The sequence below is a fragment of the Halobacillus sp. BAB-2008 genome, from assembly GCF_000328325.1.
GTDB lineage: Bacteria > Bacillota > Bacilli > Bacillales > Halobacillaceae > Halobacillus.
On the sequence record NZ_ANPF01000002.1, the window covers coordinates 126,441 to 138,453 of the forward strand.

Annotated in this window: 13 protein-coding genes; 2 read left to right on the forward strand and 11 right to left on the reverse strand. The window is 47.2% G+C overall.

What is annotated here, in order from left to right:
- Positions 1 to 33: 33 nt before the first annotated feature.
- From D479_RS01500 to D479_RS01540, 9 genes are all read right to left on the reverse strand, one after another.
- A complete protein-coding gene (locus tag D479_RS01500; protein WP_328700173.1) occupies positions 34 to 579 on the reverse strand; it encodes a GNAT family protein in 546 nt (181 codons plus the stop codon).
- A 131-nt stretch (positions 580 to 710) separates the two neighbouring features.
- The gene (locus D479_RS01505; RefSeq protein WP_008632869.1) at positions 711 to 1,685 is read right to left on the reverse strand and encodes a quinone oxidoreductase; all 975 of its coding nucleotides are present in this window, start codon (positions 1,683 to 1,685) and stop codon (positions 711 to 713) included.
- 5 nt (positions 1,686 to 1,690) lie between these two features.
- A complete protein-coding gene (locus tag D479_RS01510) occupies positions 1,691 to 2,473 on the reverse strand; it encodes an enoyl-CoA hydratase (RefSeq protein ID WP_008632870.1) in 783 nt (260 codons plus the stop codon).
- 17 nt (positions 2,474 to 2,490) lie between these two features.
- Entirely contained in the window at positions 2,491 to 4,263 is a 1,773-nt protein-coding gene (locus tag D479_RS01515) for an acyl-CoA dehydrogenase family protein (protein ID WP_008632871.1), read from the reverse strand.
- On the reverse strand, positions 4,244 to 4,990 hold the full coding sequence (locus tag D479_RS01520; protein ID WP_008632872.1) for a 2-phosphosulfolactate phosphatase: 747 nt from the start codon (positions 4,988 to 4,990) through the stop codon (positions 4,244 to 4,246). The genes D479_RS01515 and D479_RS01520 overlap by 20 nt, the downstream gene beginning before the upstream one ends.
- Before the next feature lies 1 nt (position 4,991).
- Entirely contained in the window at positions 4,992 to 6,047 is a 1,056-nt protein-coding gene (locus tag D479_RS01525) for a phosphotransferase family protein (RefSeq protein ID WP_008632881.1), read from the reverse strand.
- Between the two features lie 15 nt (positions 6,048 to 6,062).
- Positions 6,063 to 6,464, reverse strand: coding sequence for a thioesterase family protein (locus tag D479_RS01530; RefSeq protein WP_008632883.1), 402 nt, complete (start codon positions 6,462 to 6,464; stop codon positions 6,063 to 6,065).
- Positions 6,465 to 6,475: 11 nt separating this feature from the next.
- A complete protein-coding gene (locus D479_RS01535; RefSeq protein WP_039870395.1) occupies positions 6,476 to 7,351 on the reverse strand; it encodes a 3-hydroxyacyl-CoA dehydrogenase family protein in 876 nt (291 codons plus the stop codon).
- Between the two features lie 13 nt (positions 7,352 to 7,364).
- Positions 7,365 to 8,144: an SDR family oxidoreductase gene (locus D479_RS01540; protein ID WP_008632887.1), complete on the reverse strand. Its 780-nt coding sequence runs from the start codon at positions 8,142 to 8,144 to the stop codon at positions 7,365 to 7,367.
- Positions 8,145 to 8,532: 388 nt separating this feature from the next.
- Here D479_RS01540 and D479_RS01545 point away from each other — a divergent pair, with 388 nt between their 5' ends.
- Positions 8,533 to 9,054 carry a CotY/CotZ family spore coat protein gene (locus D479_RS01545; RefSeq protein ID WP_008632890.1) on the forward strand — a complete coding sequence of 174 codons (522 nt, stop codon included), beginning with the start codon at positions 8,533 to 8,535 and terminating at the stop codon, positions 9,052 to 9,054.
- A gap of 47 nt (positions 9,055 to 9,101) precedes the next feature.
- Here D479_RS01545 and D479_RS01550 read toward each other — a convergent pair whose 3' ends face one another.
- The gene (locus D479_RS01550) at positions 9,102 to 9,560 is read right to left on the reverse strand and encodes a DinB family protein (RefSeq protein WP_008632891.1); all 459 of its coding nucleotides are present in this window, start codon (positions 9,558 to 9,560) and stop codon (positions 9,102 to 9,104) included.
- Between the two features lie 164 nt (positions 9,561 to 9,724).
- On the opposite strand from D479_RS01550, the gene D479_RS01555 reads away from it, so the two are divergent.
- Positions 9,725 to 10,558 carry an STAS domain-containing protein gene (locus D479_RS01555; protein WP_008632892.1) on the forward strand — a complete coding sequence of 278 codons (834 nt, stop codon included), beginning with the start codon at positions 9,725 to 9,727 and terminating at the stop codon, positions 10,556 to 10,558.
- A gap of 55 nt (positions 10,559 to 10,613) precedes the next feature.
- Here D479_RS01555 and D479_RS01560 read toward each other — a convergent pair whose 3' ends face one another.
- Positions 10,614 to 11,876: a glutamate-5-semialdehyde dehydrogenase gene (locus D479_RS01560; protein WP_008632894.1), complete on the reverse strand. Its 1,263-nt coding sequence runs from the start codon at positions 11,874 to 11,876 to the stop codon at positions 10,614 to 10,616.
- Positions 11,877 to 12,013: the final 137 nt, after the last annotated feature.

The following is a 12,013-nucleotide window of genomic DNA, read 5'->3' on the forward strand; positions in this document are numbered from 1 at the left end:
GGGTTGGTCCCCAGGCGGTTTTTTTGCTGTGTTCTACTCCCAATCTTTTGAAAGCATCCCATACACCACGTGGTTGGTGTAATTCCCATACAGTAATGCCGCGTCGCGGATGATCCCCTCCTGTACAAAGCCCAGGCGTTCCGGTACCGCTCTGCTTTTGATATTCCCCTCCGCCGCCCGGATTTCAATTCTGTTTAACCCTAATTCTTTGAACGCATAATCGAACAAGGCACGGCATGCCCTTGTCAATAAACCACGGCCCTTGAAATCTGTCCCCATCCAGTAGCCGACACTCGCCTTCTTATTCCCCCAATCATATTCATGGAACCCGAGAATACCAGCAATCTTCCCACTTTCCAGCAAACAGACGGTCAAACCATTGTTATCCGCATAGCTCTCCAAACACCCTTGGATATATTTTCTCGTATCCTCCGGTGACTTGGTGTAGTCGACCCAAGGAAGCCATGTCCTTATATGCTCACGAGAACGGTCCGACAATTCGTAAAGTTCTTCTGCATCCTCGAAACCAATCAGTTTTAAAGATAATTGCTCGTCTACTTTATGTATAAACACAGCCATCCTCCTCTTCTATCAGTAACCTTACTTATTCTGGATTCATTTCCAAATCTCCTGCTTTCGACAGATATCCCTACTTTCACAGCTCCAAGTGAAGAAAACAAAAAAAGAAGCAGGTTCCCCTGCTTCTCTCTTCAAGGTTTTAATACAATTTTACCTGTCGTTTGTCTCCCCTGCATCATCTCGTGGACACGCGCTGCTTCCTCAAGCTTGAATACTCCGCCGATAGTCAGCTTTAAATCTCCGGTATTCACTAACTGTAGAAGATGGTCAAGACTCTTCTCAAACAAGACCGGCTTCTTCATGATTTGAGGAAGAAAGAATCCGATGACAGAGAGGTTACGGTTCATGAGTCCAGATGGATACATCGTCGCAGGATTACCGCTTGCCACTCCATAAACGACGACGCGGCCGAAAGATCTCATACACTTCACCGTCTCAAGAAAAACTTCTCCACCGGCCATCTCCAGTGCAACGTCAACTCCTTTACCTCCCGTAACATCCATAACGTCTTCCCGCCAATGCTCATGTGTATAGTTAATGACATGATCGGCACCAAGGTCCCTGGCAAGAAACAGTTTCTCTTCTGTACTTGCCGTAGCAATAACGTTTCCCGCTCCAAAATGCTTGGCGAGCTGAACCGCAAGAGAACCAACACCGCCGGCCGCGGCATGAATAAGGACGGTTTCTCCTTTTTCCATCCGTCCCATCGTCGTTAGAATATGGTAAGCAGTCAGTCCCTGAAGTGGTAAAGCGACAGCTGTTTCGTAGTCGACTCCGTCCGGGATTGGAATTAAGGTGCTCTCCTTCGTTTTCACAAACTCTGCATATCCACCTGATCCAATTAAAGTAACCACCCTGTCCCCTTCTTTAAAACGAGAGGCATCTGAACCCGTGCCTGCAACAACACCGGCTACCTCAGCTCCAGGTATGAAAGGGAGCGGGGTAGGTAAGACATAGGCTCCTTCCCGTCTCGCAGTATCGGCGTAATTCACACCGACAGCCTCCACTTTCAGCAGCACCTCGTCCTTCTCCAATGTTGGTACGTCAATGGTTACCTCCTCAAGGACAGACGGACCTCCGTATGCTTTGAATTGTATGGCTTTCATTTCGTTCACCTCCCTGCAAATTCCGGCTTGCGTTTATTCTTGAACGCTTCGACGCCTTCTTTATGATCTTCGGTTGCGATCATCATCGTTTGTGAGATTCTTTCCTGCTCGAGAATGGCCGCAAGATCGGATTGATCCGCCTGGTCGACCACCCTTTTAATCATGCCGATTGCCCGTGCAGGCCCGTTGGCTATTTCAAGCGCGTATTCCATGGCCGCGCCCTCAAGATCATCGACTGGAAGAATCCGGTTTACCATACCCCAGTCATATGCCTGCTCCACGTTGATCGGTTCTGCGCGGAACAGTAACTCTTTGGCACGGTATGGACCAAGTACTTTCGTTAAGAAATAATGACCGCCACCATCAGAGATAAGGCCGACTTGAGCGAAGCTCATGACGAACTTGCTCTTTTCTGCTGCAAGAATTTGATCGCAAGCGAGAGCAAGGTTGAAACCGGCACCGGCTGCATATCCGTGAACGACAGCTATAACCGGCTTCGGAAGTGCTTTGATAGCCAATATCAATTGATTCAATTTCCCCACATGATCATACAGCTTAGCAGCACTCGCCTGCCCCATACCCTTCACATCACCTCCGGCGGAGAAGGATCTACCGGCACCTGATAGGACGACTGCCTTCACATCTTCTGATTCTTCCGCTTCCTTCAAAGCCTTCATTAAACCGGAAATCATTTGGTCGGAAAAGGCATTAAGCGCTTCCGGTCGGTTTAGCACACAATGCATAATCGGTCCGTTCACCTGTACAGTCAAATGTTCATTACCTCTCATTTTCTCCAACTCCTTCATTAGTTTGGATACTGTCTGAACTCAAGCAACGCTTCTGCAATTTCCCTGTTCCTTTGGATAGAATCCGGCCAGTGATACACACTTAACAGCCCGCTGACATTCCTGAGTGTATGAACTCTTTCTTCTCCCTCCAGCAGGTCCGACAAAAGGAATATTACGGAAGACTGAATGCGCAGGTTGGCGTCCTCCACTATCAAATAGACAAGCTTCTTCTGCCAAGAAGCGTCCTTATGTTGTCTTTGTAAGGACTTCTTGACACGCCAGACAACCGATTGCGTTCGATATAATTCCATTGCAAGATCAGCAAGAGCCATCATTATTTCCTGATTTTCAGAGAGGGACTTTCCATATTTACGGACAGCCGAACCAGCCGTCACAAGAAATAAATCCCTGTATAAGGCTACCGCTTCTTCTGCATCACCAAGCTCTCCCGTAGACCTCATATATCCTCTATTCTTTAAAGAGTATTCTGCTTGTTCCAGAATAGATTGGAAGCTTGTCCTCTCCTTTTCTGCTGATTTCAAGAAAGATCCGGCGATCAGAAGACGGTTAATCTCGTTCGTTCCTTCGAAAATTCGATTGATGCGCGCATCCCTGTACATTTGTTCAATCGGATATTCTTTAATAAAACCGGCACCCCCATGAAGCTGGAGCGCTTCATCCACAACGGCATCCAAGGTCTCGGATCCCGCAACTTTACAAATCGCCGCTTCCATCTTATGCTCGTTCATCGCTCTAGCTGTCTCGGAAGGCTCCGCTGCTTCATCCAAATACCCAAGAGCAGATTCTATATGACCAGCTGTCCGATACAAAAGCGATTCAGAAGCAAAGATATCGCCGGCCATCCTGGCCAATTTTTCTTTAGTAGCAGGGAATGCCGAAATCGCTCTTCCAAACTGCTTCCGCTCCGAAGTATGCTGAACAGCCAGCTGCAGGGCCTGCTTCGCTGCACCGAGAGCAGCGAAACCTAAATTGAACCTCCCTAAATTCAATACGTTTAATGCAATCAGATGTCCTTTGCCGATTTCTCCAAGTACATTCTCGACCGGAACCTCACAATCCTCCATCACGACCGAGCAGGTGGAAGACCCTTTAATTCCCATCTTCTCTTCCTCAGGACCAATGGATAATCCAGGGAAATCCTTCTCTACGATGAAAGCAGTGAAGTCCTTCCCATCCACTTTTGCGTACACAATGAACGTATCGGAAAAGGAAGCGTTGGTGATATATATTTTTGTACCGTTCAATAAGTAGTGGGACTTCTCTTCATTCATGACCGCTGTCGTTTTAGCCGCCAGCGCATCAGATCCCGCCTCCGGTTCTGTCAGGCAGTATGCTCCAATATACTCTCCACTGGCAAGTTTCGGAAGATAGTTCCTTTTCTGCTCCTCCGACCCGAAATAAGTGATCGGCAAGGTTGCGATGCACGTATGGTTCGAATGAGCGACACTGTATCCACCACCGCTGCCCAGCGCTTCCCCGACGATACCTTTACTCATTTTATCCAGACCCAGACCGCCAAACCGTTCGGGAATACTATGGGCAAGCAGCCCTAACTCTCCGGCTTCTTTCATTTTGGAGGCGACAAAAGCATAATCTCCACTTTCTATTCTCTTTCTATTTGGGTGTATTTCCCGGGTAATATATTGTCGAGCGGTGTCACCAATCATTTTGTGTTCTTCTGTTCGTTCTTCCGGTGTGAAAACAACATCCAGCGGCAGGTCACGTACAAGAAATTCCCCGCCGGCTACTTTATATTTTACTGGCGGCATGTCTTCCCTCCTTCAACACAGCTTCTTCCGCATCATAAGTAGGAATCGTATCAAAATGACCTTCTTCAGCCACAAACTCCACTTCTTCCGGATTTAACCCTTCCGATAGCAGCATTTGTCCGATACGACACTCCAAAAGCACCTCTGCTCTCGCAGTTCCCTTACTGTTGTAAAAATCGCGGGCAGCGATGGCAGCGTCGGAAAGCGTCCATACTCCTTCCTGCTCCATATAGGTTATAAGACTCCCGGCACCGTAGAAATCTTCAAGCGTAAAGTGACCGCTTGACCCGGAGCAGATGATAACGATTGTATCCCCTCCATGTAACCTGACAAGATGCTCAGCCATAGCTGGATTATTTAATAGGGAAGCAGCATAGAGACGCTTTGCTCTCCGGGCTCGGTGCAGGGCGACGGTACCGTTGGTTGTGGACAAAATGAGATGATGATTCTTGATATGTGGCTTTAAATGAGTCCGAAGCGGTGGATGGAAGCCCTCTATTCCTTTTCCTTGATCTTCTCCGGCAAGCAAAAACGGCTCTTTCATAACAGCCGCCTTCTTTCTCGCCTGTTCTGCATCAAATACCGGGATGACAGCAGCAGCCCCGTCAGCCAGAGCCGCCGTTATGGTAGAGGTCGCAAACAAGACATCGAAAACAACGGCCACTTTCCCTTCCAGATCATCCGGGCGGATATCCTCTTTCTTAAAAATTACTTGGATTTTTCCCATATTATAATCCCGCCGTTTCTTCTGCATGTTCGATCAAATGATTGACGAACACGTTCATTCCCTCAAATCGGGGGTCGTCCGTCTGGCCGCGCTTATAACGGTAATAAATCTGCTGAATGATTCCTGCCAGTTTGAAATAAGCAAAGGTTACGTACACATGGACGTTGGACACATCCCGGCCGCTTTTCTCCGCATACCTGGATATGAACTGTTCCCTTGTATAGAAACCGTCCTGAATCGTAACAGAAGGTTTACCAAGTCCGGTTTTCAACGATTCCGGATCATCCGATTGAATCCAGTACCCCATCGCCGCTCCAAGATCAGCGAGAGGATCACCGACCGTTGTCATTTCCCAGTCAAATAGACCGACCATTCTGGATGGATCATCCTTCTGGAACATGGCATTATTCAGCTTGTAATCATAATGGATAATGGCAGCTTTATCAGAATCTGGGATATGATTACTCAGCCATTTCATTAATCTTTCCCCGGATACAACATCATCCGTGCGTGCTTTCTCATAGCGTTTGATCCAGCCGTGTACCTGTCTTTCCATAAAACCCTCCGGCTTTACCATGTCCTTCAAAGCCGTTTCTTTGTAAGGAATAGCATGCAGTTCTACGAGCCGGTCCACCATCGTTTCCGACAGAGCACGACCTAACTCCCGGGACGGTTTTATCTCTTCAGGAAAACTGGAATCAAAAACAACTCCTTCCCTTCTTTCCATCAAGAAGAAGGGACTCCCGATGACTTCTCCGGAAGCATACATATACGGTTCAGGTGCCAAAGGAAAAAAGGGATGGAGAGCCTGAAGCACGGCAAACTCTCTTTCCATATCATGGGCTTTCGGAGCCACTGGACCAAGCGGAGGACGACGCAGCACGGCTTTCCACTCGTCACGAATGGAAAGCTCGTAAGTCAGATTCGAATGGCCGGTTCCAAATTGGCGGACGGCCAGTTCTCCTGAAGGCAGTTCCATGCGGTCTCTAAGCCACTGCTCGATCCGCTCGATTTCCAGTTCCTCTCCCGAACGGACAGGAAGTGTGTCTCTTTTCATATCCACGCCCCCACTCTATTCACTCATTACGTATCGATATTTTTCCAAATTGCTGCGCTGAGCTTCCGACAGCGGTAGACTTTTTCCATTGTCGAAATCGTATTGGACAACAATCGAAAGCCCTTTTGCTGCCGTCTCTTCCGTATCCTTATCTACCATTTCCTGTTCCAAATGAAAGCTTGAGCTCCCTATTTTTACGATACGGCTGCGAAGAAGGAGCGTTTGGCCGAAGTGTACCTGCTTGAGAAAATCGCACGTCGCTGATGCTAATACGAAATTCCAGCGCTCCCCGACGAGATCACAGTCTGAAAAAAACTGGACCCTTGCATCTTCCATATAGATGAAGTAGTTGCTGTTGTTCACATGTCCAAGCAAATCGGTTTCACAAAATCGGATGGTCACTTCCCACTCATGCATCTCCTCCCTCCTCAACTCTTTACGGTGGAATTATACTGGTAGAATCCTTTACCGGTCTTTCTTCCCAACTCTCCCGCCTTCAGTTTCTCCTCCAACGTCTTAGAAGGTTTGACCGCCGGATCTCCGGTTTCTTCGTAATGCTGCTGCATGACATAATAACCGACATCAATTCCGGACAAGTCCATCAGTTCAAACGGACCTAGTGGATGACTCAACGCTTTTTTGACGATTTTATCAATATCCTTAAAGTCGGCATAGCCTTCTTCGTAAAGGTGCATCGCTTCTCTTTGAACAGCGAACAAGATACGATTTGCAATGAATCCGGATATTTCCTTCTCCAGCAACACACCTGTTCTGTTCATGCGTTTGCAGACCTCCATGGCTGTTTCCACTGTGGAATCAGAGGTGTGTTCCCCTTTCACCACTTCCACACAGTCCATAACCAGCGGCGGAAAGAAGAAGTGCATATTGCAAACCTTATCCGGGCGCGTCGTCACATCTGCAATCAGCGAGCTGACAATAGTAGAAGAATTCGTAGCAAGAATCGTATGGGAGGGTACGATCGAGTCCAGCTGTCCGAACACTTCCCGCTTCACTTCCAGCTTTTCAACGACGGCTTCTATGACGATATCCGCCTGGCCGGCCGCTTCTCTTAAGTCCGTCGTGTAATGAAGACGTCCGAATGCTTCCCGGGAGTCTTCCGGTGAAATTTTCCCTTTATCGATCCACTTATCCATAATTCCTTTTAACTTCTCTTCGGCTTTATGAAGCGATGATTCCTCTTTATCATGAAGGTTCGTTTCATACCCTGCCAGAGCTCCAAGCATGGCGATCTGATGTCCCATACTCCCTGCTCCTACGACCGTCAATCGTTCCATCTCTATCATCCTCCTTCATTAATTAACAGGATGCGTGCATCCCGCCATCTACGACAAGCACGTCACCGGTGACGTAATCAGATGCTTTGGATGCGAGGAACAGTGCCGCCCCTTTAAGGTCGGATTCTGAACCGAAGCGCCCGAGTGGGGTCCGGTCTAAAATGAACTCCCCTCCCTGATCCAATACTCCCTTGGACATCTTAGTCGGGAAGAACCCCGGGGCCAGTGCATTCACCTGAATATTGGACGAACCCCATTTAACAGCCAAATCCTTTGTGAAAGTGATGACGGCACCTTTACTTGCGTTGTACCCTACCGTTTCCATGAAGCGCGGGTCCGCACCGCCGAGTCCGGCCACGGAGGCAATATTGATGATCTTCCCGTACCCTTGCTCCATCATTACTTCCCCGGCCTTTTGTGACATTAGAAACGTCCCTGTGACATTGACGTTCATCACTTTCTGAAAAGCTTCCACCGGCATTTCCAGTGTAGGCGCCCCCCACGTTGCTCCACTGTTGTTAACGAGTATATCAATCGTTCCAAATTGCTCTTTTACTGCAGCAATGACTTCCTCCACCTGGGAAGGGTCCGTGACATCACAAGCCATTCCCAGCGTCTTTACACCAGTTTTTTCTTTCAAAGAAGAAGCAACCGTCTCGCAGGCGTCCTGCTTTCTCGAACATACGACGATGTTCGCTCCTGCTTCCGCCAGGCCTGCAGCAATCTGCTCCCCAAGCCCGCGCCCGCCTCCTGTAACGATGGCGGTCTTCCCGCTTAAATCAAATAATTCCATAACGTGCATCGTTCAACCTCCTTTTAAACCGCTTACATTTCTGAATAACATACTAACTGTTCAGTATGTAACCATTTTATACCTATTTTTTAGAAAATTCAATAAAAATGAGTGGACATTCATTACTATCCAATTGAACTGCTATAAACCCAAAAAAAAGACACCTGCCCCATGCAGGTGTCCACACGCAGGGAAATACAATGGCGTGGTGAACCATTCTTCTACCTGCAGAAGCAAGTAGATAAAATAATATATGTTGTTCGAGCGATGCTAGAGACGGCTTCCACCTATTCTATCCGACATGAAAGATTTTTTCATAGAAATAGACGTTTGTACAAGCGCAATCTAGTAATTTCCATAGACTGTTAAGGAATAACTTATAAAGGAGAGAAATTGAATGAGCTCTTGTCATTCTAGTGGTAAAGATAGCGGATGTGTACGTGATGTCATCAAGAAAATCATCGCTGCACAGGAGGAGGTTGCCGGCAGGGATCGCTGCTGCGATGTAAGCTGTGAGCGTTCCATCAGAGACCTGTTGTCTCCGGAATCAAACGGTAATGGACCTACGACTGTTCCGTTTATTCTTTACTGTAAAGATTGTAAACCGTTCATCGGAAGCAGCGTTGTCAGACGCCGCCTTCCTGGAGGGGGCGGAACGTACCTTGACTGCGTTCAAAGCCCGATCTTCAAAGCGAAGAAATTCGTTGATGGTAAGAAGAACTGTGTGAAGCTTGAATTGCTGCTTCCTGCAGATGCTAGTGGTAACCCATTAGATCTCGGTGGAGATACAGTTTGTGACTACTTCCCTACGACCAGTGTCCGTAACCTATTGGCTACAGGGGTGTGCATTACTGTAGATTTGGATTGTGTCTGCAGCATCACCTGCCTGGAAGCTACTACTCCACTTTTCGAAGATTAATTATTTGTTTAAGCAAGACGCGTGCGTGGGCATTCCACACACGCGTCTTAGCCTTTAACAACAGGATGAGTACTCCACCACTTCTTCTGCTTGCGGATACTGACGATCTGACCGATATGATAGGCGTTGTGGATAAATAAATGTGTTAGTGTCCCACCCCACTTCGTCAATTTCTCTTCACTGCACGCGGTTATTTCTTTTCGAAACTTCAACATGACTTTGCGGAAGTCGGCGATACACTCACTCCAGTCCATGGCATCACGGGCTTGAAATGTATTATAGTTTCTGGGCAGTTCCTGCACTTCTTCACCGAGAAACTTGCAGAGGTACCTTTCATTATAAAAGTAAAGATGATGGACAAGCTCAAAGATGGAATGACCGTCCTCTCCTTTGCGATGCACCTCTGCTTCCGTCAAATCTTTGACCGCTATCTCAAAACAAACGAACCAGTGATTCCTGTCATACACCGCCTCCAACTGTTCCAACAAAATACTTCTGATTGTCATGGTGTCACCTCCTAATCTCTTCTATTCCCCCATCCTGTCTGGCATATTCCGCTCCATAGTTATTACAGACGATTATTGTTGGAAATTTAGTAAAACCTCTATATAATGAATGTTATATAATTATAGTTTTCCCGACGGTAGAAACAAAAGAGAGGAGAAGGAAGATGCAGGTCAACCAGGCGTTTCGTGATTTTTTGTTATCCAAATCCTCTATACTTACGGAAGAATGGTACGAGTCTCTTGATAAATCAGGAACCGGCGTCTACGGCTCGACAGATATCGATACGATTACCAATCTGAAAGCACAGAACAACGAATTCCACACATACCTGTCTCAGCTGTTTATGATGGATATGGAAAGCTTTTATCTCCACATCCATGAATGGATTGTAAAAATAGGCAGCGACCCTCACCATTTAGAAACACCTACCCATGAGATCATGCGTGAATTCATGCGGGTCCGGCTGCAGTACCTTGATTTCCTGCAAGAGTTCAAAGCGAGAGATGGTATTCAAATTACGAGAGATCGTGAGGCGCTTTGGACACGTAAGTTGATAGAAGCGTTCGATCAGATTATGTACAAAGTTGCAGAAGAAAAGTCCAATCAGTTGAACACACAGATTCAGAAGCAGAAACACACGATTAATGAATTAAGTTCTCCTTTGATTCAATTATCCAATGGTAGGGCCTTACTGCCTCTTGTAGGCAACATCGATACAGCGAGAGCTAGCGCCATTTTGGATAATACTTTACAGAAATGCACCAGTCAGAGTGTCGCTGATTTATACATAGACCTCTCCGGTGTGTATCTAGTAGACACGATGGTTGCCCACCAGATTTTCCAATTGATTGATGGGCTGCGTCTGATTGGTGTGAGAACGACGGTCGTCGGCATCCGCCCTGAGATTGCTCAGACAGCGGTCCAGCTCGGAGTAGATTTCAGCAACGTCACTACGACGGCCACTCTCGCACAGGCGATGGTCGGTGAATCGTTTTAATTTCATAGAAAAAGGAAGCCGTAGAGTAGACGGCTTCCTTTTTTTCATTCTGTTCTTATCTGATTTGGCCGGTTCCCTTCATAAGAAACTTCACTGTCGTCAATGCAGGCAATCCCATTGGACCACGCGCATGCAATTTTTGTGTGGAGATACCGATTTCCGCACCAAAACCTAACGCTCCTCCGTCCGTAAAACGGGTGGAAGCATTATGATAAAGTGCTGCCGCGTCCACCAATGCGAAGAAGGTATCGACGGACTCCTGATCTTCGGAAATGATTGCTTCCGAATGCTTCGTACCATATGCTTCAATATGAGCGATTGCTTCCGTGAGATCATCGACAGCTTTTACTGCAATATCTGTGCTCAAATATTCGTTTGCCCAGTCTTCTTCCCCTGCAGGAATCGTTCCTGGAATCGTTTTTTGAATATATTCGTCACCATGAACGGTAATGCCGTTCTGTTCGAAAGCAGCGATCAATGCTTCGGCATGCTGTTCCAACCACTCTTTGTGAACGACCAGCGTTTCCGCGGCATTACAAACAGCCGGACGATCTGTTTTTGCATTGACGAGAATTTGGATCGCTTTTTCTACATCGGCCGTCTGATCAATATAAACGTGACAGTTACCTACCCCTGTTTCAAGAACAGGGACCGTTGCATTCTCAACCACAGCTTGGATAAGCTTGCCGCCTCCGCGCGGAATCAGCACATCAATGTGCTCTTTCATCGTAAACAGCTCGTTGGTCGCCGCTCGATCAGTGGAAGCAATGAACTGGACAGCTTCCTTTGGTATTTTCGTTTCTGCTAAGCCTTTGTGCATGACTTGAACGATCGCTTCATTGGAATGGATGGCAGAAGAACCACCCTTCAGTACGATAGCGTTACCTGATTTAAGCGCAAGACCGGTAGCATCTACTGTTACATTAGGCCGAGCTTCATAAATCATACCGATAACGCCCAATGGAACGGTTACCTTTTCCACTTTCACCCCGTTCTCAAGCGTCCAGTCGGATAGGACGCGGCGTGTAGGATCTTCCAGTTTAGCCACATCTCTAAGTCCCTGTGCAAAATCCGCAATTCTTTCTTTAGACAATGCCAATCGGTCCATGAAGGCTTCTGTGAAACCTTGCTCCCGGCCGTTTTGCAAATCCTTCTCGTTAGCGGCAAGAATGGTTTCATAGTCGCGCTCCAGCACATCAGCAAGATGGTTTAATGCTTCATCCTTTTCTTTTTCTGATAAAACCATCAACTTCTTGGATGCTTTTTTGGCTTCGATTGCTTGCTGCTCTACATTCACATTCTTTTTCGTTTGAGTCATCAAAGACCTCCTTGTTTATTTTACACACCTACGGGCAGGGCAACTTCCAAGTGGCAGACAAAGTCTTTCCGTTCAATTGCTGCTTGTTCATAAGACTCCAGTTCCGGTTCTGTAAGACCGATCATTTCTTCCATTTC

What these genes read in the sequence shown, in the direction of transcription:
- D479_RS01500 (WP_328700173.1), bottom strand. Translation starts at nt 579, where the DNA reads ATGGCTGTGTTTATACATAAAGTAGACGAGCAATTATCTTTAAAACTG.
- D479_RS01505 (WP_008632869.1), bottom strand. Translation starts at nt 1,685, where the DNA reads ATGAAAGCCATACAATTCAAAGCATACGGAGGTCCGTCTGTCCTTGAG.
- D479_RS01510 (WP_008632870.1), bottom strand. Translation starts at nt 2,473, where the DNA reads ATGAGAGGTAATGAACATTTGACTGTACAGGTGAACGGACCGATTATG.
- D479_RS01515 (WP_008632871.1), bottom strand. Translation starts at nt 4,263, where the DNA reads ATGCCGCCAGTAAAATATAAAGTAGCCGGCGGGGAATTTCTTGTACGT.
- D479_RS01520 (WP_008632872.1), bottom strand. Translation starts at nt 4,990, where the DNA reads ATGGGAAAAATCCAAGTAATTTTTAAGAAAGAGGATATCCGCCCGGAT.
- D479_RS01525 (WP_008632881.1), bottom strand. Translation starts at nt 6,047, where the DNA reads ATGAAAAGAGACACACTTCCTGTCCGTTCGGGAGAGGAACTGGAAATC.
- D479_RS01530 (WP_008632883.1), bottom strand. Translation starts at nt 6,464, where the DNA reads ATGCATGAGTGGGAAGTGACCATCCGATTTTGTGAAACCGATTTGCTT.
- D479_RS01535 (WP_039870395.1), bottom strand. Translation starts at nt 7,351, where the DNA reads ATGATAGAGATGGAACGATTGACGGTCGTAGGAGCAGGGAGTATGGGA.
- D479_RS01540 (WP_008632887.1), bottom strand. Translation starts at nt 8,144, where the DNA reads ATGCACGTTATGGAATTATTTGATTTAAGCGGGAAGACCGCCATCGTT.
- D479_RS01545 (WP_008632890.1), top strand. Translation starts at nt 8,533, where the DNA reads ATGAGCTCTTGTCATTCTAGTGGTAAAGATAGCGGATGTGTACGTGAT.
- D479_RS01550 (WP_008632891.1), bottom strand. Translation starts at nt 9,560, where the DNA reads ATGACAATCAGAAGTATTTTGTTGGAACAGTTGGAGGCGGTGTATGAC.
- D479_RS01555 (WP_008632892.1), top strand. Translation starts at nt 9,725, where the DNA reads ATGCAGGTCAACCAGGCGTTTCGTGATTTTTTGTTATCCAAATCCTCT.
- D479_RS01560 (WP_008632894.1), bottom strand. Translation starts at nt 11,876, where the DNA reads ATGACTCAAACGAAAAAGAATGTGAATGTAGAGCAGCAAGCAATCGAA.